We start from the raw sequence: 25,997 nt of genomic DNA on the forward strand, positions 1-25,997 counted from the left end.
GGTAGGAGCAGCTTATGAGCCAAAATACGCTGAAAGTTAACGAGTTAAACGAAGATGCAGATTTCGACGAAAACAGTACGGAAACTGAAATTTTTGATGAAAAAGCATTAGTAGAAGATGAACCTTCTGAAAGTGAATTAGCAGAGGATGAGCTGCTGGCCCAGGGCGTTACCCAACGCGTGCTGGATGCTACGCAGCTCTATCTTGGTGAGATTGGCTATTCACCGCTGCTGACCGCAGAGGAAGAGGTTTATTTTGCCCGACGTGCACTGCGCGGGGATGTGCCGTCACGTCGACGTATGATTGAAAGCAACTTACGGCTGGTGGTGAAGATCGCTCGTCGTTACAGTAACCGCGGTTTGGCGCTGTTAGATTTGATCGAGGAAGGCAATCTTGGTCTGATTCGCGCAGTGGAAAAATTTGATCCAGAACGCGGTTTTCGTTTCTCTACTTACGCAACATGGTGGATTCGTCAGACGATTGAACGGGCGATTATGAACCAAACCCGTACCATCCGTTTGCCAATCCATATTGTCAAAGAGCTGAATGTCTATTTGCGCACCGCGCGCGAGCTTTCTCATAAATTAGATCACGAACCGAGTGCGGAAGAGATTGCCGAGCAACTCGACAAGCCGGTCGATGACGTGAGCCGTATGTTACGCCTGAATGAACGTATCACTTCTGTTGATACACCGTTAGGCGGCGACTCAGAGAAGGCATTGCTGGATATTCTTTCCGACGAAAATGAAAACGGGCCGGAAGACACCACGCAAGATGATGATATGAAACAAAGTATCGTCAAATGGCTGTTCGAATTGAACGCTAAACAGCGTGAGGTATTGGCTCGTCGTTTTGGTCTGTTAGGCTACGAAGCTGCAACCCTTGAGGATGTAGGTCGGGAAATCGGCTTAACCCGTGAACGTGTTCGTCAAATTCAGGTTGAGGGCTTACGCCGTCTGCGTGAAATTTTGCAAACACAAGGTTTGAGTATTGAAGCTCTGTTTCGCGAGTAAAAAGCTTATCGGCAGCCTGAATTAAGGCAATAGATAAGAGAGCGAAAACAGATTCAGTATTCGCTAAATCGAAGCAGTGTTACTTCACGATTTATTGATGATAGAAGTAAATTCTGTTGCTGGGTTAAATAAAAACGGTGGACATCTCGTCCACCGTTTTTTTTCGACTGAAACCGGCCCTTTAAGAAGATGGTTTCTTATTATCAAGCAATTTGGCCTAAGGCACTGACTGATTCAGCGCCAAAAGAGCCGGCTAGAAAAATAGCTTTAATCGCAAAAATCCTAACCGATAACTCCATATTACCTTACACCATACTTTTCAGGCGATAGAGCCATTCCAAGGCCTGACGAGGGCTAAGCGTATCGGGATCTAAGGTTTCCAGTGCTTCCACTGCAGGAGAAACTTCTTCATTCAGCAGAGTAAGCTGGGAGCCATCAATATTGCTACCCGCTGCATTGTTGGAGAGTGACTCAAGCTCCCGTAGCTTTTGTCTCGCTCGTTTGATGACGTCACGGGGTACACCGGCTAACGCGGCCACGGCCAAACCATAACTTTTACTGGCCGCCCCGTCCTGTACGGTATGCATAAAGGCGATAGTATCCCCATGCTCCATGGCATCCAGATGCACGTTAACCACGCCTTCCATTTTTTCCGGCAAGGTGGTTAATTCGAAATAATGGGTAGCAAATAGCGTCATTGCTTTGATGCGGCTGGCCAGATTTTCAGCGCAGGCCCAGGCCAGAGATAAACCATCGTAGGTTGATGTACCACGACCAATTTCATCCATTAAGACCAGGCTTTGTTCTGTTGCATTGTGCAGAATATTGGCCGTCTCGGTCATTTCCACCATAAAGGTAGAGCGGCCAGAGGCAAGATCGTCCGCGGCTCCTACACGGGTGAAAATACGGTCGACTGGCCCGATAGTCGCCTGTTCGGCAGGAACAAAACTTCCCATATGAGCCAGCAACACGATTAAGGCCGTCTGACGCATATAGGTACTTTTACCGCCCATATTCGGGCCAGTGATGATAAGCATCCGGCGCTGTGGTGAAAGTGATAACGGGTTCGCAATAAAAGGATCTCGTAGCACCTGTTCCACCACGGGATGACGACCTGCAACAATCTTAATGCCCGGTTTGTCGCTGAGCGTGGGGCGCGTGTAGTTTAACGTTTCTGCCCGTTCGGCCAGATTGGTTAATACATCAAGCTCAGCTAGCGCGTTCGCACTCAGCTGTAGGTCGGATAGATGGGGTAATAATAGATCGAAAATTTCTTCATAAAGGCCTTTTTCAATCGCTAGCGCCTTACCTTTGGAGGTCAGAACTTTATCTTCATATTCTTTAAGTTCTGGAATGATATAGCGTTCCGCATTTTTCAGCGTTTGGCGACGTACATAGTGAATTGGCACCAAATGGCTTTGGCCACGGCTCACCTGAATGAAATAGCCGTGGACACCGTTAAATCCAACTTTGAGCGTATCCAGCCCCAGTTTTTCCCGCTCGCGAATTTCCAGTCGGTCGAGGTAATCGGTAGCTCCATCGGCAAGGCTACGCCATTCATCTAACTCAGCATTGTAGCCTGAGGCAATAACGCCGCCATCTCGTACTAATACAGGAGGAGATTCAACGATAGCGCGTTCTAGCAGATCCAAGAGTTCTTGAAATTTACCTACCTGCGATAGCAGGTTCTGAACGTGGGGAGCCTCAACGGAACTAAGCAATTGGTGAATTTCAGGCAATTGCTGAAATGCATGGCGCATCCGGGCCAAATCGCGCGGTCGAGCGGTGCGCAAAGCCAATCGTGCCAAAATACGTTCTAAATCACCAACCTGCCGCAGTGGCTGCTGCAGTTCCGCAGTGATATTTTGCAAACCACTGATTGCCTGCTGACGATGATTGAGCACATTAATGTCGCGAATAGGCATATGTAACCAGCGTTTTAACATCCGACTGCCCATCGGTGTTACACACTGATCTAAAATTGCCGCGAGAGTATTATCACTTCCTCCGGATAAACTTTGAGTCAATTCAAGATTTCGACGCGTAGCAGCATCCATAATAATGCCGTCTTGTTGCCGTTCCATCGTTAACCCGCGAATATGTGGCAATGAGGTACGTTGAGTATCTTTAACATATTGCAGTAAACAGCCGGCGGCACGCAGGGCTTGATGGGCTTGTTCTACGCCAAAACCGATAAGATCGCGGGTGCCAAACTGTAAGTTTAATTGCTGGCGGGCGGTATCCAGCTCAAACTCCCACAAAGGTCGACGGCGCAGCCCGTGTCGCTGTTCAATCAACGACATCTGTTCGAAGGTTTCTGGATACAATAATTCAGCTGGATTGGTCCGCTGTAATTCGGCCGCCATAGTTTCTGTATCAGCGGGTTCGGAAACGCGAAAGCGGCCAGAGCTGATATCTAGAGTGGCATAACCAAACCCACGGGCGTCCTGCCAGATTGCGGCTAGTAGGTTATCCTGGCGCTCATTTAACAAGGCTTCATCACTCACTGTGCCAGGTGTCACAATGCGAACCACTTTCCGTTCTACCGGCCCTTTACTGGTTGCCGGGTCGCCTATTTGCTCACAAATTGCGGCAGACTCCCCCATTTGGACGAGCTTAGCCAGATAGTTTTCAATCGCATGATGAGGAACACCGGCCATTGGAATTGGCTCACCGGCAGAAGCACCACGTTTGGTTAGCGAGATATCAAGCAATTGCGATGCACGTTTGGCATCATCATAGAACAGCTCGTAAAAATCGCCCATACGATAAAACAGCAGAATTTCCGGATGCTGGGCTTTTAATCGTAGATACTGCTGCATCATCGGGGTGTGAGCGTCGATTTTGTCGGTATTAATCATGCGTATATATTTCTAATCCATTGAAATTAAAGTTAATTGTGATTTTAATTGTTATCGTTAATTATCACGGTAATTCAGCATAGGTAAATACTACGTGAATGTGGCCTAAGAGCACAGCAGCTCTGATCACGCAGGGGGCGGTAACCTCGCATCGGCTCTTGGGACATATTATCCCAGCAACTAGCAAACTGACACGGGTAAAAGCTGGAGGCATCTCGCAAAGTTATCCTGCAGTGATAGGACAACAAGCGTAGTCGTGCAGTACGCACTAGGTTGCCGCTATCTCTGATCTGTCTGTGGTAAAGAAATTTTACAGATAATTATTTTCTGCAACTCATTCGCAGTGCAGATCAATTTTAATCATAAAATACCGATCTGTGCTCAACAATAATCTTATAACTTTTTTGCCGCAGCTATATATGTTGTGCAGCGGGCCATGGAATCTTTGTAATATTCATTAGATAGATGAAAAAATAAAAAAATAATAACTTATAAATAACATTAGAATGTTTTGGCGAAAAAATTTTCACGGCATGAAATAATGTAGTCGTCAAATATCTTTAATTATTCGTTCAACTAAAGTTAAGATTGTGTCACGGTTAGTAATAGTCCAGTTATTTTCCTTCCTTCCAACATGTGTTTATCGATCTGTATAACTACGATTTTATCACTCATCATAATTGACTCATCATCATATTCTACTCTGACACTAAACTGGATGTGTTTTTCATTTGTTAGAAGGTTTTCAGCTATTTTCATACGAAAGGGATGATTTCTTTTCATTTTTTTTGTTAGGAACGTAAATTCCTGAATTACTCTGTCTTTAGTTGTTTCTGGATTCATGTTGCTTACAGTGATTATTATCCGTGAGTTTTCCGGTATTTCCTGTATTGATGAAGAAACGTTCCCTTCAATAGAAAACGAGGAGTGAAAATAATGGGTGCTCATACTACAACCAGTTAGACTAATCCATATGGCTACAAATAGTGGAATAAATAAACGATAATTTTTAAAAATAAAAAACATATATAGCTCATTAAATGCTAATAAAAGCGTAGGAGAATAAAATTGCGGCAATAATAAAAAAAGAAGATGCTATTTTTAATTTAATATCTTTAATTATGTTAAGAATCTTTGTTTTTGATGGTGTTGTAGGAATGAATTCTTCTTGTGTGCCGACGAATCTAACGCCAATGCGTGGAAGAGTCATTATTGGATCTTCATTTTCACCTATCATTACAAATGATTGGCGAAGTTGCTTGATAAGTTTGTAGTAGCTACTGTCCGTAACAATGACACCACGCGATTCCCAAATGGTATATAGTATTTCTCTTTTCTCACAGGTTTTTTCTAAGAGCATTTGCAAAAGACGTGACTCATTCTCAGATAATCTTATTTTTTTTTCATCATTAACCAAGCTTCGTTGTAATGTATCAAACACGATGCTGCCATTCAGTCGTATGGTTTTCCCTTTGTGCATATAATCGTTTCCTTATATCAATTCATTTACACAGACTATTCTGATGTTCGTGAATCATTAAACGATATAAATTAGGATAAGTCTAATATTCTTGGTTCACTAAATGGTTGTTATAACTTATTACAAGATGGTTATTGATAATAAATATGAATAAACAAAACTCGAAACATATGAATTAAGTTGTAAAGGTAATTAAATTACAGATGGATATAAGATATTTAAACTATTTTTAATGATAAGATGGTTTGTGAGTTGTAACACATATTAATTTACTATAACTATATTTAAGGTGTGTTAGCTAACACTTGAGATTTTGTCTCTGACAAATCGGCATCTGAATATACTTTTTCCATTATGAGTTTGGCATATTTATCCCTAAATCTGGGGGTTTCAGAGTGATAGGCTCCTACAGCTTTCCAGCTATAACCATATTTTTTAAACTTGAGACTAAGCAAATAAGCCCCAGCCTGAATGTTAATACATGGAGATTTCAACATATTTGCGTTATCAATAATACCAGCCGATTGCAGTAATGAGATATTAATTGAATTTATCTGCATCAAGCCAATGTCATGACTGCCATTCTCGTTTTTATTCTTCGCATTGATTTTCCAGGATGACTCCTGAGAAATAATAGATTCAAGAATAACAGAGGGTACATTCCATTTTTCGGCGGCAGAGTTTAGACATGTCGAATGGGCTGATCCAACAGAGAAAAGCAAATAATATATAATCGGTGTTAAATTAGAAAATGTCTTCCTCATCATCACTCTCAATGTAACTAAGTTGATTGTTTAATATACTGCTAGTGAACTCTTTAAGGGTTTTATTAATGATGGATTCGTTTATTAAAAATGGAATGATAATGTTGGACGAAAGCTCTTTATCTTCTTTACTTTCGCTTGACTGTAGTAAAGTATTAGCATGAACAATAATACTAGATTTTGTATTATTATCATTGCCATTAAGCTTTTCTGAAATCACTTTATAGGCCTCTTTCAGGTTTTTTAATTGGTTGATTTTTATATTATTAACAAGTTCATAAGCCAATTCCTCAGAAGCATCATTTTTTAATGAGTGAATGTTAATTTTGTTCATTTCTATTCTCTTGGCATTTCCGGTATTAGCTATAACTTTATTCAGGTTGCTCGTTATTTTCATTTTCTTCTCGCTGGTTGCATGTGGTCAATCTTATTATTTCTCTGGTTTTTTTTAAGTTAACAATTCCGTTAATGTTCAATATGTGTTTTTTTATTGGTGGAAATATTTCTTGCAAGAATTCAGGACGGTCTTTATTTGGATCAAATACTATGATTTCATCACCTACCTTGAGAATTATATTTTCCTGATTACTTTCTATGACATAAGATTCATTCTTCAGGTTTTCTATTATTTTAGCGTAATGAATTTTGGGAATGTGTAGTTCAATATTTGGTGATGATATTGAAAAGCCATGAAAATGCTCAGAAACCAATTCGATAAATCTCGTATCTCCAAATATTTCCTGTAATTTATTTTTAAGTCTCACCTCAATATTGGCAATATTTTTGTTGCATATTTCTTGATAGAGGCTTATTGCTGAAATGACAGTGTCAATAAATAAAAAAATCCCGCTCTTGAAGCCAAAATTATGTGCTTGATCAGTTATATGTTTGATTTCAACTTCAGCTTTAGACAACCTTTTTTTTGCTTCTTTCTTTGCGTATTCGATTATGCGTACTTGATAAGCATTAGAACTAATACAGCACCTCTTGATAAGTACTTTTTCATTTGATATTTCATGCAAGGGTGTTTTTTTTACTTTTAACATGATAACAAACCATTTCTATCAAATTGAAGGGTAGTCTCGCACATTGCAATGTGCGCATGATGTTCATCACACGTTGGCTAAATACGCGTTCAGCTCTGCTTTTCAATGTTGTATCGAAAAAAATAATCGTTTCAACAAGTTGTAGTGCGCCAAAAGCCATTATATAATTTGGGGTAACATATTTTTCTTTATACTTTTGTAATATGTATTTGAACTTAGGTAGCATATTGTTTCTTAACTCTATATCATCATCGGTTAATAAATATGGATGATGTTTTGTATCAACTCCAAGTATTCCTAATCTCCAGGCTATATCTGGTAAGTTACCCCACGATTCCTTAATCACCTTAGGAATGCAGAGTGACAGCTTGCGTGGAATAGGTAGTTGATATTTAGCAATTAAATAATTATTTTGGAAAGCCTGAAGATAAATTGGTGAGTTATTATGCTCCATTATTCTGTGATCAGAATGAAAGTAGCTTCCAGGTGATAGCAATATTTTTAAATGATCCATTAAATTCTCCTATTGGGTATTGATCTTTTTGGATGAACCACTTCTTTTTTCCATAAAACGTGCGGAATTACGAAAATAGAAGAGCATGAAAATAATTAAGTTAGTGATTAGGATGATTATCAAAATATAATATGGATTAAAAGTATTATATTTACTATCTAGTGATACACTACGTTGAATAATCGGACGTTCAACAATAACTACAGAGACATTGTCATATGAACTGTCTGAAAAACTATTTTTTAAAAAAAGTTTTATTTTAGTCATCAATTGGTTTGGATCTTCACTACCAGCATAAGTCACTAAACAGGATATATTTTGCTGCTGAGTAGTCCTGCTATTATTTAATAGAGGATAACTCACATGCACTCTGGCATTGACAACTCCTGGTATGGTCAAAACAGATTGTTCAAGCCGCTGTTCAATCAGTGAAAGTAATCTGGCTCGTTCTGCATGAGGTGAGGCAACTAAAGAATCACTGGGAAATGTCTGAATAATTTCTACGGATTCTTTAGAAGGCAAGTTATATTGCTTGAGTAAATCTACCGCCGCAATAAAATCATTTTTAGAAACATGAATGGAGTAACCCAACTTGCCATTTGCCTTTTTTTTACCCTGAATACCGTATTGTTGTAAGGTCGCCAAGACTTCATTGCTTTGACGCTGATCTAGCTCGGTTAGTAAATCTTGGCTATCGCAGCCAGTCAAAAATAGGGCAATGGCTGCACATAATATAAACCGGCTTATTCGCATCATTATTGAGATTTTATCGTAGTTTCTACAGCTGAAATAGCTTTACGAACCAATGTATTCGCCAGTGATACAACTTCAGCATGTTTTCCCAATCGTATCTGACCGACTCTGATTAATTCTGCGGAATCAGTTATATTTCCATGCTCGATTAAATTAACTATTGCAGCTTTCTCCTGACTGGTTGCTGCAGCTTGCTGGCTGAACAATTTTTTTATTATCCCTTCGAGCTGGCCTGCTCCGTCGAAAACGGATTCACCAATATCAGGGAGCTGATTTTTAAATGAAATTAAACTGGTTAAATGACTCATGTGCAATGCTCTAATTTATATTATATAGTTCTAAATATTACGAATAATCCCGGATGTAAGGTCGAGGAGTTTCTTTGCAACGTTAGATTGTGCTTGCCTAAGTGCAGAATATTGACCTAGATACAATGTATAATCTATTAACTTAATTGGGTTAGAGATATCTTCTATAGCACTTTTTTGCGCCGCCTCGATTTTATTCATTAGGTCTTTTGTGGGCTCAGTGAATTTCCCAGCAATATCATAAGCAAAGTTTGCTGTTTGCCCGGATAGTGGTGTCGTGTTTTCAAAGTTCTTAACGGTATAGTTTGGCGTGGATAATGTTGTCGTTGGCATGATAAATTTCTCTTTATTTTCTTAGTAAGAATGTTGTTTAAAATCCCAATGATTGTTATTGATTTTTATATTTTCATTTATATCATTAATAAACACTCCTTCATATAATTCATTATCACTAAGTGAAATAGAGAATTGAATGTAATTACTCCCCCATTCACTAATGAATTTTTTGACAAAATTCATGGTTGATATCAGTTGATTGTCACTAAGATTTGAGCTTACAACCACAATAGGTTTTTTTTCATCTTCTATAATTCTGAATGGCACATTACTTGCTTTTATTCCTCTTATTGCATCATCAAAAATTGCTTTTTTATGATAAAACTTAACGTCTATCTCGTTAGCACAGCTAACTCTAGATTTTATCGTTTCATTTATTTTTTCTACTTCTGATAAGTAATTCGAGCTTTTCAATAACTTAACAATAGGTGAGCAAGGATAACTCATATCAATATTTAAAACTGACGATGAAAAGGGGGTGATTAAGGACATTAGCTCTTTCTCTAACTCGCTAACTAAAATAATGTCAACTAAGCCAGCATAGTTTGACGTGAGCAATTGCTGAGATACCCAGTCTGCATCGCGGCGGCTATTTACAATGACTTGATCTTTCCCTCTTCCTTCTGCTTGCAGAATAATGGTGAAATGAATTGATGATTCACCTAAAAGTTTAGATATGTTGCTTGTAATGATTTTATCTACTTGCACATTAGAATTATGATTGTTAGTCATGACTGTTAATAAAATCAAGCCAACAGTTAACATTGAAATAAATATAATAATTAAATGCTTAGATGTTCCTCTCTTTATCAAGCTTCCATTTTTCTGTGGTAGAGAAGAGTCCATTGTATCTTTTTGTCCTAGCTCATCGAAGGATTCATAATTCCATGAATCATCGATCGACTTAACCAGTATAGGAAACGTATCGGGGAATAAGACCGTTTGTAATATGACATCGGTAGTCAGTTTAGGTGTGTCTTTTTCATTATCTAAATCTTCAAAAATGACTGATAGTTTAGCATCTGATTTGTTTGCTTCATTGGTATAGGATGAAAAAAAAGTTAACTTATAATTGCCAGTATCAATAGGAAAAAAGTAACTGATTAAGTCATTCTCTTCATCAGTCACAACGTTATAGTCTGTCTCTGTGTTCGCAAATATCAGGCAACCTTTAGATTTAAACAATAATTCGGTGCCAGTCATTCGACCAGAGGCTATTTTTATTATATAAAAATCGGCGTTATTATTCATAGCAACGAAGGTTCTATTGGTGTAAAAATCAGTCATTAATGATGAGCTGTATTTCTTAAAGAGAATACAACTAAAATAGTTCGCATACATCTTTTAAAGTTTGGTTATTATTGCCGATTTGAATCTATTACTCATCGGAATAAATCGCACTAATTCTTATCGTTTCTGGTACCGGCATCCTTTTATAAAGGATGTTTTTTTCCTAATAATTCCAAAGAATGTGATTGTTGCTAATTGTAGAGTATAACCAGATTTTGTTTAAATAATCAGATGCTACTTCCTGTTAAGGTTTTTTATTCATGAGTATAAGTAAGAGCAACAATAATGTGGACGGAGAACTACCTGCTCTTGATTGCATGATTTTCTATGTCAGGCCAATGGTGAAAGGTTCTATATTAGAATACCCATCATTTATACGGAAAGAAAAAGGTCTGGTACTGGATTCCTCACTTTTAATTGCGCCGAGTTTGGATGACTTAAATCAGATTTCCGGAGTTTGGAGTATCAGTGGGATACCTATATTTAGTGCTATTGAAATTTTAGCAACGCTTGATGAGGCTAAATCACAATCAAATAAAGGTAAAAGGCCTCCATCCGATAGTGAAATCAAATTTGAAGATTCTGTCCCTGTCTGGTATGACAGGAATTATTCAACCTGGCGTAATTCTGAAGTGAGTGGTTTACTTATTTCTGAAGTCATGAACGGGGGGGGGTATTATTTATCATTATTAAATATTCTTCGCCGGTATGAGGCATATGGAATATTCCGTTATCTTATTTCACAGTCAGCTAATGGAGAAAATATAAAAATATCTCAGTTGAGCAAAAATTATGGATTATCGTCCCCCTACTTTAGATTTCTGTGTCGTAAAAGTTTTAATTCATCGGCGAAAAAAAAGATGATGAGTTGGCGTATGGCAACCGCGGTCTTACTGCTAATTGAAAGTGATATGTCAATATTGGATGTGGGGTTAGCTTGTGGTTACTGCTCTGCATCTCATTTTACATTAGACATAAAAAGAAATTTCGGGCTCACTCCATCTGAGATAAGGCACCTGGAGAGTGGTTTATATGATAGTTAATCCATACCTTTTCTCTAAAATATTAATTTTATCTTTATTAACTTTTAGCTATGCCTCTCCAGGATTTGGAGAGGTTATTACCGCTACGCCGGTAGACCGGGAAAAAAGTCAGAGTTCATTTATTGCCAATAATATAACGATTAATAAGGTATTTGACGTCGTTTCATCCAGGATAGAAAAGCCGATTATTCTTAGCAAAATTGCAATGCAAAAAAAAGTGACTGGCAATTTTGACATGTCACAACCGGAAGAAATGTTTAAGTCATTAGCTAGACGGACGGCTTTAATATGGTATGACGATGGAACCAGTATATATGTATATGATAATAGTGAAATTCGCAATGAACTAATAAACTTGCGTTCAACAAGTTGGAGTGAGTTGCTTAACTATATTAAGACCACTGGAATTTATGACTCGCGTTATCCACTACGTTCAGAGGGTAAAGCATCCGTAGTCTATGTTGCAGGCCCTCCACTTTATGTCGAATTAGTATTAGCTACCGCTCGCTACTTGGATGAGCGGATTCAAGTCGAAGAGAAAGCAGGGACTGATGTGACTATTATCCCGTTAAAGCACTCGTCGGTTAACGATCGTGTTTTTAGCCAACGGGGCAAAGCCGTGACGATTCCAGGCATGGTCACCGTTATTAATTCATTGTTCAGTAAAAATGCTTTGGGTAACAACGTTCATGTTATTCCGCGTGAAGATATTTCAAATCAGATAGAAACAGGTTTTCCGTTACCACCGGCGGCGCTGGATTTGGCGCAACAAAATTACGGAGCTATTACTGACACGGGAAGTAGTCACTTTTCCGTAGTTGCTTATCCTGATAGTAATAGTCTGTTAGTTACTGGTTCCGCGCAACAAACTCGCTACATATATCAATTAGTTAACGCCCTAGACGTTTCTCGTCGGCAAATTGAACTTTCTCTCTGGATTATTGATATATCGAAAAAAAAATTAGATGAAGTGGGCGTCCGTTGGCAGGTTGGTAGCGTAACCGCAGGCGGGGGTGACATTGTTTTTAATCAAAGCAATCTGTCAAATAGCGCCAGGTTTTTGGCACGTATTGATGCAATAAGCCGTACTGGTGATGCTCAAATAGTTTCTCGTCCTATCGTATTGACGCAGGAAAACGTCCCGGCACTTTTTGATAACAGTTCGAGTTTCTATGCTCGGCTGGAAGGTGAAAGGGTCGCGACTCTCGAGCAGGTGACCTACGGCACTATGGTGAGTGTATTACCACGGATTTCGCACGGAGGGCAGGTTGAAATGGACGTAAATATTGAGGACGGTTCTCCCGGTCGTAGCGGTAGCGGGGATGTAGAAAAGATTGGCGGTTTACCTGTAGTCAATAGAACTCATATCAGTACTGTTGCTCGAATAGCCAAAGAAGGCAGTTTACTTATCGGTGGATATACCCGCGAACAATTAGAAGAAACCGAGGAGAAAATCCCGCTACTCGGTAGTATCCCTTATTTAGGGCGACTATTCAGCTATAGAAGTACTAATCAACAAAAAATGATTAGGGTTTTTCTGATCCAGCCTCGTTTATTAAGTGAGTCAGAGGCCTGGGATGGTAGGCAATTTTCAGAAAAAGAGCGTTTGAGCGATAGAATAAAAAACAAAAATGAACAGCTACAAGGAACGATAAAATTATTGCAGAACTATATGGATAGTCCATGGCCATAGCCCCACTTGGTGGAAACTCACGTTATATCTCGGCGCAACGTGATAAGAATGAGGAAGCTCAAAACACTGCTGGTGACAGTGAGAATACGCTACGTGGGCAAGGCATCATCGATAACACTAGCGAATATGCATCAATGGCGATGTTAGCCTCGCAGTTTAATCGGCGCAAAGAATTACGTTCATCGAGTGATGATAATACGATATTTACCGAGAGAATTTTGGATGATAACGCTGACGAGAAAGTAAGTCATATTGAAAAAATCATTAATCGCGAGGAAATGACTCCTCCCAAATTACGTTCTTTTCTGGCTCAGTTGTTTCCTGATACCAGCGACATGTTGATGGTTATTTTTGAGCTCCTACGACGAAAAAAACTAACCAGTAAGATCGTTAGTAATTTAAATACGTTGAAAAGTGTCTTAACCGAAGAAGATACAGAGCGTAGGACTGAAGCGGGCGTTAACGTAGCATTATCGGCAAGGTTGTTCTCGCATTCCTTGGATAAGACATCGATTCAACTGCGGGATATATATCGTGACTTTATTTGCTACGATGGCCCAATCATTTATATTTACGAACAATGGGTAAGTGAAATAACGAGTCAGCAACGAGAAATTATGCTGCGTTACCTAACACGTTCACTAGCTTGCGATTTGCAATCTATCCCTACAGGAAATATTAACGTTGTAGAATTTGGTGATCTATTCCGTAGAGTTGGTGGTTTAAGGGAGATTCAATCAGTTGAGATTCATTTTCTGCAGAAAATAATGAGTACAGAGCTTATAAGCATAAGTAATGATCAAGAATTGTCTAATCTTTTCGTTTCTGGGATCAGGAATATAGATAATTATAAAATAAGTTTGGCCAAGTTTTATTCTGAAAAGTTATCATTAGTGACATATGAAACCAAGGCTATTTTTTTACAGTTGTTATTGAGTGGTTTCTCCAGTGTGTCTGTAGATATTTTTTTCTCGTTAGAGAAAAGGGACAAACTCATCCATTTAATGAAAGAAAAAATTAGCCAGATAAAATTTAAAGAAGATGCAGTGAAAAGAATAAATAAAGTTAAGAGTAGGGATGAAAATGCGTAGACTGTCATGGTTCCTGCTTCAACTTAGGAGTAAGCCTGAGTTAATGGTTCTTTTGGTAATGGTGACAGTGATAGCTATGCTAGTCGTCCCTTTACCAACTTTCTTAATCGATTTTTTGATCGGTTTGAATATCATGATTTCTGTACTTATTTTTATGGGTTCGTTTTATATCACCAATATTCTTAACTTCAAGACATTTCCCTCTATTTTACTTATTAGTACTTTATTTAGACTAGCGCTCTCTATCAGTACCAGCAGACTGATTCTATTAGAAGCTGATGCTGGAGATATTATAGCTACTTTTGGCGAGTTTGTTATTCAGGACAATTTAGTCGTAGGGATAGTCGTCTTCGCCATAGTCACTGTTGTGCAATTTATTGTAATCACCAAAGGTTCAGAGCGTATTGCTGAGGTGGCAGCGAGATTCTCTCTGGATGCCATGCCTGGCAAACAAATGAGTATTGACGCTGATGCGCGTTCGGGAATTATTGATAACGATCAGGTGAAAATAAGGCGAGGCGTTCTAGAACAGGAAAGTCAGTTATTTGGTTCTTTTGATGGCGCAATGAAGTTTATTAAAGGTGATGCTATCGCCGGTATCATTATTATTTTTGTCAATCTTGTTGGGGGGATTTCTGTAGGTGTTGCTCAGATGGGAATGGATATGTCCGCTGCACTCAGTAGTTATACACTTCTGACGATCGGTGATGGTTTGGTTGCGCAGATCCCTGCACTGCTGATTTCCATCAGCGCTGGTTTTATTGTTACCAGGGTGAGTGGGAATGATAAAAACCTTGGGGAAAATATTGTATCAGAGCTATTTTATAATGACTTTTCTCTTCTGGTTACTGCAATTATAACTTGTACTATAGGTTTCTTACCTGGATTTCCAACGTTCATATTTATTATACTTTCCTGCCTACTTTTTGGTCTGTATTTTTATCGGTTCTATAAAAAAAGTAAAGAAGATAAATCGGTTAATAAAGTACCTACGGGAGTTATAGATACTCCTAATAATGTTACTACCGGCGAGACCATCAGGACTATAGAGAACATTGATGATTATGTTCCAGAAACTCTGCCTATAATTGTTTCAGTGTCTGTTGTTCATCAGAAAATATTAGAAGATAGAGACTTTTCGCTAAAAATAAAAAAGGATATTTTCATAAAATTTGGATATAGAGTTCCAGATATAGCGATAAATTACTCCCCTACCATCGAGCAAGGAAAGATAATTATCTTGATCAATGAAATATTTGCTGGCGAATTTAGTATAAGATTCGGTCATTTAAAAATCATTGGTTCAACTGATGAACTGGACATTTTAGGCATAGAGTTATTTGTTATACAAGAAGATAATGGTTCTTCGAGTAAATGGATTGATAGTAAAAACCAGGAAAATGCGACGGCGCTAGGTCTGAATTTTTGCGATGATATAACGGAAATGGTCGGTTGCATTAGCGGGTTATTATTACGTCATATCCACGAGTTTTTTGGTATTCAGGAAGCCAAAAATTTATTAGATGATCTGGAAGCTAAATGTCCAGAATTACTGAAAGAATGTTATAGACATGCCACAGTACAGAAAATCACCGAAGTATTTCAAAGGCTTTTAGCCGAAAAAATATCAATACGAAATATGAAGCTGATTTTAGAATCTTTAGTGCAATGGGCTCCTAAAGAGAAAGATACACTGATGTTAGTTGAACATATTCGATGTACGTTAAACCGATATATATCAGATAAGTTCTCAGTTTTAGGCGTAATGAATGTATTAATGCTTGGCGGAGGTGTTGAAGATACTATCAGGCAAGGAATTCGACAATCATCAGGAGGGACATTTTTAAACTTAGAGCCAGATAATGCGGAAAAAATAGTTCAATCACTATCGCTGGCAATAAGTAATGTAAATATCTCTTTGAGAGATTTGATAGTTCTAGTTCCTGTTGATATTCGCCGTTTCGTTAAAAAAATCGTAGAAGGTCGTTTCCCTGATTTAGAGGTGATCTCCTTTAATGAAATTTCAGAATCTACAAAAATAAATGTAATAAAAACCATATGAATGGAGTTTATATGAAATATAAATTTATTGAAATGCTTAATGTTTTCCTTAGCTCGGTAGGGCGTGATGATTTAGTTAATAAAAATCTTGATTGCCACTCTACCGTTCAACTTGAGCTTGACGGAAGGCAGGCTATTAATGTTGACATGCACAGTGATGATATTATTCTCTGGATGTCACTATCTGAATACATTCCTTCCAGGATCGAGCAGGTCAGCGTTAGGTTACTTAACTCTATATTAGAGTATCAGTCTTCTTGCTTTCAACCAGGGCAGCCAGCGTTACTTGTTCATGATAATTTATTAATTATGAGCGCCGTTTTAAATAGCGCAGCTTTGGATGATTTGAGTTTGTTTGCTAATAGTCTGGAAGAATTCTTCGATCGCAGCACGCATCTTGAAGAAATTTTAATTTATTAAATTATGAGATTATTTGACTATGGCGCTCATCCAACCCGAATAAGCGGTGTATTAATCGAGGCTCCATTACCTAGGTGTTTCATCGGCGAGATATGTGTGATTAAACGTTCTTTGACTAACGGAGAGTTAATCGCTAAAGCTCAGGTTATTGGTTTCTGTGCCGGGCAAACTCTATTAAGTCTGATAGGTCGAGTTCAGGGACTTTCTCTGGATGCGGTAATTTTACCGTTGGGTAAACCCTTTCAGTTTCCTATGAGCGAGTCTTTGTTAGGAAAAGTATTTAAGGCCTCGGGTGAGGAGATTCAGTCTTTCTACAGCTCTTCTGAACCTCCAGATAACCAACCGTTGGAGTGGAGGAACATAGATTCATCGCCACCAGAAATCACACAAAGGAGGGAAATTGGTAACAGATTTGATACTGGAATCAAAGCGATAGATGGTTTACTTACCTGCGGCAGAGGGCAGCGTTTGGGTATTTTCGCGGCTGCAGGTGCAGGCAAAACATCGTTGATGAATATGATAATAGCGCATTCTGATGCTGATGTTTGTGTCGTCGCGTTGGTTGGGGAGCGGGGACGAGAAGTCACAGAATTCATTAATGAAATAGCTGATTCCCCGCGCCGAGACTCGACCATCCTGGTTTATGCTACCTCCGATAGCCCTTCGGTGGAGCGTTGTAATGCAGCGTTGCTGGCCACATCAATAGCGGAATATTTTCGTGATTTGGGAAAGAATGTGGTGTTATTTGTTGATTCTATGACGCGTTACGCCAGAGCACTTAGGGATATTGCGCTGTCAGCCGGGGAGTTGCCAGCTCGGCGCGGTTACCCAGCTTCTGTATTTGAGCAACTTCCTTCTTTATTAGAGCGACCAGGCAACATGCAACAAGGCTCCATTACGGCTTTCTATACGATATTGCTAGAAAGCGAGGAGGAGATAGATCCCATTGGTGATGAGATTCGCTCAATTCTAGATGGTCATATTTATCTTAATTATAGATTAGCCGGACGCGGGCATTATCCTGCCATTGATATATTAAAGAGCGTAAGCCGTATTTTCTCGAAGATCACGACTCTTGAGCATTATCAGGCTGCCACAGATTTACGGGACATGCTAGCCCGGTTAGATGACATTCAATTTTATCTGGATTTAGGAGAGTATCAGCGTGGTGAAAATCAGGAAAATGATCGAGCATTAGATAGAAAAGAGAAAATAGAACTGTTTTTAAAACAGAAGACCGGTGCGAAGAGTCTATTTTTAGAAACACAAAGAGCGTTGTATGAACTTACTTCTTAAAAACAAAAATTACTTACGTTTGCTTGAAAAAAAACTGAAGCGTTCCCAGATTGAATTGAACTCAATAAATAAGAAAATAACATCAGTGAGTGAGAAAGTTGAAAGCATCGCTACGCGGATCGAAATCTTAGATATGCAAGCTGGATTATTCGATCAGAAAATGGAGTTTACCAGAGAGGATTTTTTTGATAATCGCCGCCAGAAATCAATAGTTTTGAACGAAATATTCTTATTAAAATATAAGATAGAAACGTTGGATGGAGATTTAAAGCAGCTAAAGCAGAACAGAAATATAATCACCAAGCGAGTCATGAATTTTAATATAAAGTGTGAAAAGTTCCAAAAATATCTTACTGGGTTACGCTGCAACCATAGTTTAGAATCTGAGACTTCGAGGGAAATTGAAATCGAGGAGCTGTCGGCTCATGGTGGTATTCGAATCTAAAATAAATCCGGTATTAAATATTGGACATCATGAGACAGTATCAATTAATGATGCTGTATCCAGGTCTTTTATCACCGATTCGGTGCTAGTTTCTGTGGCAATGTTACCTGAGGATGAAACGCTCCTCAATAAAAAGCTAAATCAGGTTAAAGCGCCGTTTCTAAAAGCTAGTTTATCTCTTGATGGTGAACAGCAGGAGGGTGGGTTGCTGTTAGCACCTTTAGTTATCATAGAAGCGTTATTACACATTAAACAGGGAGTCTCTTTTAGTGCTCAGCCTGAAGTGAAAGAAATACATGATTCGGCATTTACATATTTATTTGGCCGTGAGTTTATTCATATGAACTCATTCGCGGGGAATAAGGGTGTGGGCAACCAAAGAAGAATATCGAGCTCTAAAGTTCTTATCGCTTTATCTGATATATTGAAGCTCGCAAGTACTCATATTGATTCATCTATGCCCACGGTTCAGCGTGAATTACAACAATATCGCGGTGAATATCATTCGGGAGATATAAGCACGCCAAACCAGAATTCAAGTGAGAAGAATAGAGAGATATTGCCCCCATCACTACAGAATAAAGGACCTATAGGCGGAATGATAACGGGTGATGCCGAGCAATTATTGTTGGAGTCAGAATGTCTTTCTGGGTCTATTGGTTTGAGTTGGTCACGAGAAGTTGATGCAACGGATGGTTTTTTAGATAAGGTAGGTATGCCAGGGTTACAGAAAATAGATCTAACGCCTACTTTTTACAGTGATAAGACAGGCACTTTTGATGACTTTTTTGATAATGAGGTGAGCAAGTATATGCCGTTACTACCTGAGAACCCAGAGAATGCATCGCGTGGGTTACATTATCGATTTTCGTCTTGGAGTGATACTCCTTCGGTCAGAATTCAACTGGCAAAGATGCAGAGAATATTTGCAACGGCCTCTGATGATAACGTGCAGTATATTTTAGATGAAAATTATCATTTGCTGGAAACAGAACGGACTATGATCTTTGAACCACGTAAAACATATAGAGAAAGAAAATTTGATTATGGATATTCGGATCAGGATGCAAAACCATAATGTTTAATTTTCGGCGGGTTACTCGGCAGCATGCGCTAATAATAAAACAGCAGTTTGACTATGAGCCACAAGTACTGCCGGAGACGATAGCAGCCAATAGGACATATGCAATTTTCCAGCTTCATTGCTCTAAAGAAAGATTAATTGGAGCGATCGATCTTGTTGATTGGTGTCGATACATTTGGCCAGAACTGGCTGGGTTGGCCTGGGAATACATCGGTGAACAGCAACTATTAGAATTATTTAAAAATGAAGTAAGCGAAAGAAAATTATTTTCTGGGGTTTACTCATTACAAGACATTAGTATTTTATCTGGAGAAACAGGACGGAAATATTGGTTGAAAGTTCGTGAATATCATGTTGGCTGGATTTTATTATCGCGTGCACCAATTTATTTAATACCAATAAAAGGCGAAACTGAGTCATTAAGACATTTACCGATAATGAGTAAATGGATTCTAGGAACCAGTAACATCAGTTATAGACTATTAAATTCATTGGAATTGAGAGATGTTCTTCTAGTGCAAAATATTTTGATGGAACTTAAGATATCAGATAAGGCTATAGCAACATTTTTATATCAGGATCAGGGAGCGATTATTGTGGACACATTAGTTGATAACGAAGGAAATACTGAAAATGATTTTTTGGATGTTTTGAACGAGAATCCAGACGAGGAATTAATCGCTTTTCCTATAAAAATGTCCGAAATATCAGTTGTTTTAACTTTCGTTCTTGGTAAAAAGTCAATAAGTCTTGATGAACTGTCAAAGATTCAGGCAGGATTTCAGTTTGAACTAGAACAAGAAATGGAAAAGAAAATAAAAATCTACGCAAATAATCATCTGTTTGCTGAAGGTGAATTAATCTATATTGATGATGATTTAGGAATTGAAGTAACAAAAATGGCCACTTTAGGCAAGATAGAGTAGATAAAAATGCCTGATGACATATCGCTTATTGCAATAATAGCAATTGCTTCACTCTTGCCATTTATTATAGCTTCCGGAACCTGTTTTTTAAAGATATCAATTGTTCTTATTATGGTCCGTAATGCTATGGGAGTACAACAAATCCCGTCTAATATTGCATTGAACGGAATCGCACTACTTCTTTCTCTCTTTGTGATGATGCCCGTAATCAGTGACATCAATGAGTACTCAAAGACGCGGAAAGTAATAGTAACAGATTCAATCTCGATTGAAGAATTTATTGATGGAGGGCTAGGGAAATATAAATATTATTTGAAGAAATACGCTGATCCTGAATTGATTTCATTTTTTGAGTCTGTTCAACTGGGGCGTAGCGAGGAAGAGATTGATATTGAAAACGAAGGTGCATCGCTATTTTCACTTTTACCGGCTTATGCACTCAGTGAGATAAAGTCTGCTTTTGAAATTGGTTTTTATATTTACCTGCCTTTTGTTGTGATTGATTTAATTATCTCAAGCATACTGTTGGCACTAGGTATGATGATGATGAGTCCGGTTACAATTTCTGTTCCTATAAAGCTTATTCTATTCGTGGCTATAGATGGATGGTCCCTGATATCTAAAGGATTAATTATGCAATACATTGAACTTTCTCAGCAATAGCTTATGGAACAGATAATTTATGCAAGCAATAAGGCATTGTTACTCATCGTTATTCTATCCGCTATTCCTGTATTGGTTGCGACTATAGTTGGGCTATTTGTCGGATTAATACAGACGGTAACTCAGCTACAGGAGCAAACTTTGCCTTTTGGTTTGAAATTACTAGCAGTATTCGGCTCGTTATTTATGATGTCAGGATGGTTAGCAGATAAAATAACGAGTTATACCCTAGAGGTTTTATCTATTGCGCTTCAACCGCTAACCTAAATGTTGTATGAATAATAATACTATTAACTTATATATTTCTTTATACGATACCTTTAGCTCTGGCATGATAACGCTCAGTATTGCCTATTTACGCATTGCTCCAGTTTTCTTTCTCTTGCCTTTTTTAAACACTAAACTTATAAATGGAATAGTGATTAAGAATAGCCTAATTATTTATATAATTTTAGGTCTGTGGCCATATTTATCCGTAGGTGATGATGTCAGAGAGCAGCGAGAAATTATTGATATTGTATTATATGAACTATTAATCGGCATTATCTTTGCTTTTCTAATTTGCTTACCCTTCTTTGTAGCTAATATTATCGGTGAGATAATTGATAATCAGCGAGGTGCGACAATTAGTGATACGATTGATCCTGCTAATGGCATTGAGTCATCTGAGTTTTCTGCATTTCTTAATTACTTGATATGCATGATTTTCTTAGCTGATGGCGGGGTGTATAAATTAGTCGCGGCTTTTGCTGATAGTTATCGCATGATGCCATTCTGTCAGGGTTTTTCTCATTTTGAACCACTGATAATTGGGGCTTGGTTAAATTCATTGGTGAGCCAAGGGTTGATACTGGCATCACCGGTTTTGGTGACATTATTTCTTAGTGAGGTTGCACTGGGGCTATATTCACGTTTTTGCCCGCAACTTAATGCCTTTTCCCTCTCTCTAGCGATAAAGTCTATTATTGCATTTAGCGTTTTTTTGCTTTATTTCCATAATGAAATACCGTCAATATTAGTATCTATGGTAGACATGTCTCTTTTATTGGATATTTTTACGCTTAAATAAATTAAGTTATTTTTATTTGAGTTTCGGTGAAGTATATTTTTTATTTGGGAATAGAATGGCAGAGAAGACAGAGAAGCCTACTGACAAAAAGATCCGCGATTCGGCGAAAAAAGGGCAGAGCTTTAAAGGAAAGGATCTGGTTGCTGCAGCGGTTTTAGTTTGTGGTTCCCTGGCAATTAGTGGGTTCTCGAGTCTTGAGAATATAGGGGAATTGCTACAAAAGGTACTACTATCGCCAAAAGAGATTAACATACCTGCCTATCTAGATGAGTTGTATCGAATTTTTCTCTATGCCGTAGTGCCTGTTTTGTTATTCTGTTTATTGCCTGGGGTTTTACTTTCTTTATTACAAAGTCGTTTCAGGCTGGCAACAGAGGCGTTAAAAATAAACTTCTCGCACCTTAATCCAATCTCTGGGATGAAAAAGATATTTGGCATAAGGCCATTAAAAGAATTAGTTAAGGCAATTTTATATTTATTGTCTTTCTCTACATCAATTTATATATTCATCATGGTATGGAAACGAGATGTATTTATGCTTTATCAGTCTCAGCTAAGTGAAATGATAGAGCAATGGTCATGGCTGTGCGTTGTTTTTATTTTTTTATTTCTCTCGTCATCATTAATATTGTTGCTTCTGGATACTTTGGCTGAGATTTATCTGTTTATTAAGGATTTAAAAATGGAGAAGCAAGAAGTTAAAAAGGAATATAAAGAAAGTGAAGGAGATCCAATGATAAAACATGCGCGAAAAACAATACATATGGATATTCTGTCAGAGGAAACAAAGCATAGTATAAAAAGCTCTCAACTCGTGATGGCTAATCCAACACATATTGCATTAGGTATTTATTTCGATCCAGAAGTCGCAGATTTCCCTGTTGTAATAGTTAAAGCAAAGAATGCAGAAGCGCTCGCGGTTATCGCTTTTGCCGAATCGGAAGGTATTCCTGTTGTAAGAGATATTATTTTAGCACGCAGAATCTACCGTAATAGTAATATTTTTAGTTTTGTCCGAGACAATGACATGCTGGATGTAATTAATATTATTATTTGGCTAAAAAGAATAGAGTTAGAGAAGATGGGTATATATCTTCCTCCTGCAGAAGAGCTTGTTGAAGAAGTGAAATCTGATACCAGTAGTGGAATCGATAGTGATGATTCTAATAACGTTAATAATCAGTAGAGCAAATGTATTATGATGACTATAAATGATTATAGGTTTTTTATGATTTTTATAATTATTTCTATATTTCCCAATCGTTTTTTAAAAGATAGTTAGCGTAAATGTCGTCTAGACTGACCTTGGTATATCAGGGCTGTTTGGCTATATAACATAAGGAGAGCGCGATGAGTGAATCAAAGAATGTAGAACAGGCTCTGATAAATACTGCCATTACTGAAGATGAGAAATATATTGATGATGTCTGTCAGGCATTGTTGGATGGTATAACATTTAAAGATATACATGATATTCCTGAGTCTACAATGCAAGGAATCTATGCATACGCTTATGAGTTTTATCATCAAGGTAAGTTAGACGAAGCAGAAACTTTTTTCAGATTCCTCAGTATTTATGATTTTTACAATTCTGATTATGTCATGGGATTAGCAGCAGTTTATCAATTAAAAAAACGCTTTGACAAAGCAACAGAATTATATGCATTGGCATTTATGCTAGCGAAAGACGATTACCGACCACTATTTCATGCAGGGCAATGCAACTTGATGCTAAAAAAAACTTCGGCGGCTTTGCATTGTTTTGAGACTACGGTGATTAATACGACTAATGCTGAGTTAAAACAGAAGGCTCAGGCTTATTTGTCTGCTCTCAAACAAAACTTGGAAGAAAATCGATCCTGATGTACGGGGCAGGGACGATAAATTTATTTAAAGGAATATATTATGACTATTGACCCCAGTAAGCTTACCAGAGAAAGAATTAATCATGCTTTATCTTTTGTTGCTGCGGGAGTGGGGCCGGGTGGGTTATTGATCGCGAAAGATAATGCCGCCAAAGAAGTTTTGGCTCTTGAGGATGCCTGTCGAGAATTAGCTGCAGAGGAACAATTGAGCCGGCAACGCAAAGGTATTAACGGAGCCCCGTTGCTAACGAAACCGCAGCTTATGACAAAGGCTCCCTTGGCGAGCCGGTTGCAGAATATTGCCCATTCTGATAATCGTCCTGCTGAGGGTAATTTAACGAAAGAGGCTACGCCATTAACCACGGGTAATTACCTAAATGGCAATACGGCATTACTGCAAGCCATGCTCAACTTACAGGATATTTTCCATAAAGATACCATCGGTAATATGCAGAATCGGCTGAAACAGCTCAACGTCGAATCTGAAACAATTCACCTTCAAGGTCATGCTTTAGTGGCCTCTTTTGAGGAAGTGAATATTGAGCTGCGCGCGGCAAACCAACGAACGAAAATGTATATAGAAGACGTAGAAAAAGAACGTCATTTATTAAATATTTTAAAAGCGAAGGGCAGTTCGGTTGCTCAAAACGCACGTTCTTTAGGCTCACAACCTGCATTTAGTGTAGAAACTGGCCCAGTGCAAAAGTATATAGCGGCCTTCCCCGAAACTGTGGGTTCTAATGCCCAAACTCCCCCTTATCCACAATCTGAACTGACTCGTGTAGATAAGGAAATTGCTACGGTTCAAGTACGTTTGGATGCAAAAGAGAAACAGGCCGCTTGTGCAGTTACTGATGCTTTGGCTATAGCAAAAAAAGCTTCCACCTCGCATGAGGAAATAGAAAAGTTTCTTACAGAAATTGGTAATCGCGCACCCGGTAGTATAGATAAGGAAAAGCATATTAGTGCGTTAGGACAACTCGCGATTCTCTCTGCTCTGCTGAAAGAGCTGATTGGCAAATTGAATCTTGATAATGCGTTACGACAAAAGGCTATTCTGGAAAAGATAGACGAAACCGCTTGTCGTGATGCAGAAAACAAAGCTAAAGAGTGTGAGGCATCGCAAAAAAAAGCCGAAGAGACCAGTAAGGCGGCATCCTGCGCTAGTAAAATTCTTAGTTACGTGATGATCGCTGTTTCAGTTGTTGCCACGGTCGCTACTCTCGGTGCTGCGTCTGCATTAATGGTTTGTGTTGCAGCGGTCGGTATTGCTATGGCGGTGGCAGACGTAGTGCTTGAAGCAACAGGAAATAGTAGCTTAATGCAAATGCTAGCCAAAGAAATCGCCACTGGTATAACCAATGCCCTGATTGCCTGTGGCGTACCCAAGGAAAAAGCGGAGGACATTGGTAAAATTGTTGGCGTTGTATTGGCGGCTGTTGCTTTCCTTCTTATTTCTCTGGTTTCATTGTCATCATTCGTAAAAAATATGGCATCGTCTCTTGCTAAATTAATCGGTAATGGTGTGCTGAAAGCAGGTGCAAAATTACTGCCCAAAGCCGCAGCGCATGCTGTAGGGAATACGGCTGGGAAGGTAGGGGATAGTCTGAATCAAGGCATTAGCCGTATAGGAAAGGCAATTAATAACTCAGTAAATATTGGTGAGACGACTTTGCGCAAGGTAGAAATTGGCTCCAAAGTAACAGGAGCTGCTGTGAATGTGAATAACGTAGCGATATCTGGAACGCTAAATATTATTTCTGCTGATTATAACTTAGACGCAAAAAATATATTTGCAGATTTAACATTAAATACAGAGTTTATTCGTTCAATAAACGAATTGATTCGGCGCATAATGGAGACACTTTCAACATTTACGAAAGTAGGCGCTGAACATTTGGACAATATGATTGAAGGGATATATCAATCTCAACAAAATCAGTTGGCCGTGGTTAGACGTATTGCGAGCTAATTGT

Annotated in this window: 26 protein-coding genes; 16 read left to right on the forward strand and 10 right to left on the reverse strand. The window is 38.5% G+C overall.

Annotated features, from left to right (window positions below; translation table 11 throughout):
* Nucleotides 1–14 precede the first annotated feature (14 nt).
* Complete coding sequence (rpoS, locus tag DBA33_RS01165) at nt 15–1,013, forward strand: RNA polymerase sigma factor RpoS (RefSeq protein WP_004719154.1); 999 nt, start codon at nt 15–17, stop codon at nt 1,011–1,013.
* Between the two features lie 305 nt (nt 1,014–1,318).
* Here the strand turns inward: rpoS and mutS are convergent, their stop codons facing one another.
* The 10 genes from mutS to DBA33_RS01220 form a co-directional block, all read right to left on the reverse strand.
* On the reverse strand, nt 1,319–3,874 hold the full coding sequence (mutS, locus tag DBA33_RS01170; protein ID WP_120805279.1) for a DNA mismatch repair protein MutS: 2,556 nt from the start codon (nt 3,872–3,874) through the stop codon (nt 1,319–1,321).
* 1,036 nt (nt 3,875–4,910) lie between these two features.
* On the reverse strand, nt 4,911–5,354 hold the full coding sequence (locus DBA33_RS01180) for a hypothetical protein (protein WP_064516569.1): 444 nt from the start codon (nt 5,352–5,354) through the stop codon (nt 4,911–4,913).
* 284 nt (nt 5,355–5,638) lie between these two features.
* Nucleotides 5,639–6,121, reverse strand: coding sequence for a lytic transglycosylase domain-containing protein (locus DBA33_RS01185; RefSeq protein WP_240442675.1), 483 nt, complete (start codon nt 6,119–6,121; stop codon nt 5,639–5,641).
* Complete coding sequence (locus tag DBA33_RS01190) at nt 6,099–6,515, reverse strand: hypothetical protein (protein ID WP_162975143.1); 417 nt, start codon at nt 6,513–6,515, stop codon at nt 6,099–6,101. The genes DBA33_RS01185 and DBA33_RS01190 overlap by 23 nt, the downstream gene beginning before the upstream one ends.
* Nucleotides 6,490–7,164, reverse strand: coding sequence for a hypothetical protein (locus DBA33_RS01195; RefSeq protein WP_120805287.1), 675 nt, complete (start codon nt 7,162–7,164; stop codon nt 6,490–6,492). The genes DBA33_RS01190 and DBA33_RS01195 overlap by 26 nt, the downstream gene beginning before the upstream one ends.
* Complete coding sequence (locus DBA33_RS01200) at nt 7,133–7,678, reverse strand: hypothetical protein (RefSeq protein ID WP_064516575.1); 546 nt, start codon at nt 7,676–7,678, stop codon at nt 7,133–7,135. The genes DBA33_RS01195 and DBA33_RS01200 overlap by 32 nt, the downstream gene beginning before the upstream one ends.
* 9 nt (nt 7,679–7,687) lie before the next feature.
* Nucleotides 7,688–8,434, reverse strand: coding sequence for a type III secretion inner membrane ring lipoprotein SctJ (gene sctJ / locus DBA33_RS01205; RefSeq protein WP_120805289.1), 747 nt, complete (start codon nt 8,432–8,434; stop codon nt 7,688–7,690).
* A complete protein-coding gene (sctI, locus tag DBA33_RS01210; RefSeq protein WP_120805291.1) occupies nt 8,434–8,739 on the reverse strand; it encodes a type III secretion system inner rod subunit SctI in 306 nt (101 codons plus the stop codon). Before sctI ends, sctJ begins: the two co-directional genes overlap by 1 nt.
* Nucleotides 8,740–8,769: 30 nt before the next feature.
* A complete protein-coding gene (locus tag DBA33_RS01215; RefSeq protein WP_064516581.1) occupies nt 8,770–9,072 on the reverse strand; it encodes an EscF/YscF/HrpA family type III secretion system needle major subunit in 303 nt (100 codons plus the stop codon).
* 21 nt (nt 9,073–9,093) lie between these two features.
* Nucleotides 9,094–10,326 carry a PrgH/EprH family type III secretion apparatus protein gene (locus DBA33_RS01220; RefSeq protein WP_162975144.1) on the reverse strand — a complete coding sequence of 411 codons (1,233 nt, stop codon included), beginning with the start codon at nt 10,324–10,326 and terminating at the stop codon, nt 9,094–9,096.
* A gap of 299 nt (nt 10,327–10,625) precedes the next feature.
* Here DBA33_RS01220 and DBA33_RS01225 point away from each other — a divergent pair, with 299 nt between their 5' ends.
* From DBA33_RS01225 to sctE, 15 genes are all read left to right on the forward strand, one after another.
* Nucleotides 10,626–11,408, forward strand: coding sequence for a helix-turn-helix domain-containing protein (locus DBA33_RS01225; protein ID WP_120805296.1), 783 nt, complete (start codon nt 10,626–10,628; stop codon nt 11,406–11,408).
* Entirely contained in the window at nt 11,398–13,101 is a 1,704-nt protein-coding gene (sctC, locus tag DBA33_RS01230) for a type III secretion system outer membrane ring subunit SctC (RefSeq protein WP_064516587.1), read from the forward strand. Before DBA33_RS01225 ends, sctC begins: the two co-directional genes overlap by 11 nt.
* Nucleotides 13,092–14,192 carry a type III secretion system gatekeeper subunit SctW gene (gene sctW, locus DBA33_RS01235; protein ID WP_120805298.1) on the forward strand — a complete coding sequence of 367 codons (1,101 nt, stop codon included), beginning with the start codon at nt 13,092–13,094 and terminating at the stop codon, nt 14,190–14,192. Before sctC ends, sctW begins: the two co-directional genes overlap by 10 nt.
* Nucleotides 14,185–16,254, forward strand: coding sequence for an EscV/YscV/HrcV family type III secretion system export apparatus protein (locus DBA33_RS01240; protein ID WP_120805412.1), 2,070 nt, complete (start codon nt 14,185–14,187; stop codon nt 16,252–16,254). The genes sctW and DBA33_RS01240 overlap by 8 nt, the downstream gene beginning before the upstream one ends.
* Before the next feature lie 11 nt (nt 16,255–16,265).
* Entirely contained in the window at nt 16,266–16,673 is a 408-nt protein-coding gene (locus DBA33_RS01245; protein WP_064516590.1) for a type III secretion system protein, read from the forward strand.
* 3 nt (nt 16,674–16,676) lie between these two features.
* Nucleotides 16,677–17,969: a type III secretion system ATPase SctN gene (gene sctN, locus DBA33_RS01250; protein WP_120805300.1), complete on the forward strand. Its 1,293-nt coding sequence runs from the start codon at nt 16,677–16,679 to the stop codon at nt 17,967–17,969.
* Nucleotides 17,953–18,414 carry a hypothetical protein gene (locus DBA33_RS01255; protein ID WP_120805301.1) on the forward strand — a complete coding sequence of 154 codons (462 nt, stop codon included), beginning with the start codon at nt 17,953–17,955 and terminating at the stop codon, nt 18,412–18,414. The genes sctN and DBA33_RS01255 overlap by 17 nt, the downstream gene beginning before the upstream one ends.
* Complete coding sequence (locus DBA33_RS01260) at nt 18,395–19,492, forward strand: hypothetical protein (protein WP_120805303.1); 1,098 nt, start codon at nt 18,395–18,397, stop codon at nt 19,490–19,492. The genes DBA33_RS01255 and DBA33_RS01260 overlap by 20 nt, the downstream gene beginning before the upstream one ends.
* Nucleotides 19,492–20,424: a FliM/FliN family flagellar motor switch protein gene (locus DBA33_RS01265; protein ID WP_120805305.1), complete on the forward strand. Its 933-nt coding sequence runs from the start codon at nt 19,492–19,494 to the stop codon at nt 20,422–20,424. The genes DBA33_RS01260 and DBA33_RS01265 overlap by 1 nt, the downstream gene beginning before the upstream one ends.
* 6 nt (nt 20,425–20,430) lie before the next feature.
* Nucleotides 20,431–21,087, forward strand: coding sequence for an EscR/YscR/HrcR family type III secretion system export apparatus protein (locus DBA33_RS01270; protein ID WP_120805307.1), 657 nt, complete (start codon nt 20,431–20,433; stop codon nt 21,085–21,087).
* A 3-nt stretch (nt 21,088–21,090) separates the two neighbouring features.
* The gene (gene sctS / locus DBA33_RS01275; protein WP_064516603.1) at nt 21,091–21,354 is read left to right on the forward strand and encodes a type III secretion system export apparatus subunit SctS; all 264 of its coding nucleotides are present in this window, start codon (nt 21,091–21,093) and stop codon (nt 21,352–21,354) included.
* A 7-nt stretch (nt 21,355–21,361) separates the two neighbouring features.
* Nucleotides 21,362–22,156: a type III secretion system export apparatus subunit SctT gene (sctT, locus tag DBA33_RS01280; RefSeq protein WP_120805309.1), complete on the forward strand. Its 795-nt coding sequence runs from the start codon at nt 21,362–21,364 to the stop codon at nt 22,154–22,156.
* 55 nt (nt 22,157–22,211) lie between these two features.
* Entirely contained in the window at nt 22,212–23,342 is a 1,131-nt protein-coding gene (locus DBA33_RS01285) for an EscU/YscU/HrcU family type III secretion system export apparatus switch protein (protein WP_120805311.1), read from the forward strand.
* Nucleotides 23,343–23,506: 164 nt separating this feature from the next.
* Nucleotides 23,507–24,019 (forward strand): type III secretion system translocator chaperone SicA, encoded by a 513-nt coding sequence (gene sicA, locus DBA33_RS01290; protein WP_064516609.1) that lies wholly within the window; start codon nt 23,507–23,509, stop codon nt 24,017–24,019.
* A gap of 42 nt (nt 24,020–24,061) precedes the next feature.
* On the forward strand, nt 24,062–25,993 hold the full coding sequence (sctE, locus tag DBA33_RS01295) for a type III secretion system translocon subunit SctE (RefSeq protein ID WP_120805313.1): 1,932 nt from the start codon (nt 24,062–24,064) through the stop codon (nt 25,991–25,993).
* Nucleotides 25,994–25,997: the final 4 nt, after the last annotated feature.

The sequence above is a fragment of the Yersinia sp. IP36721 genome, assembly GCF_003634395.1.
Classification (GTDB): Bacteria; Pseudomonadota; Gammaproteobacteria; order Enterobacterales; family Enterobacteriaceae; genus Yersinia; species Yersinia entomophaga.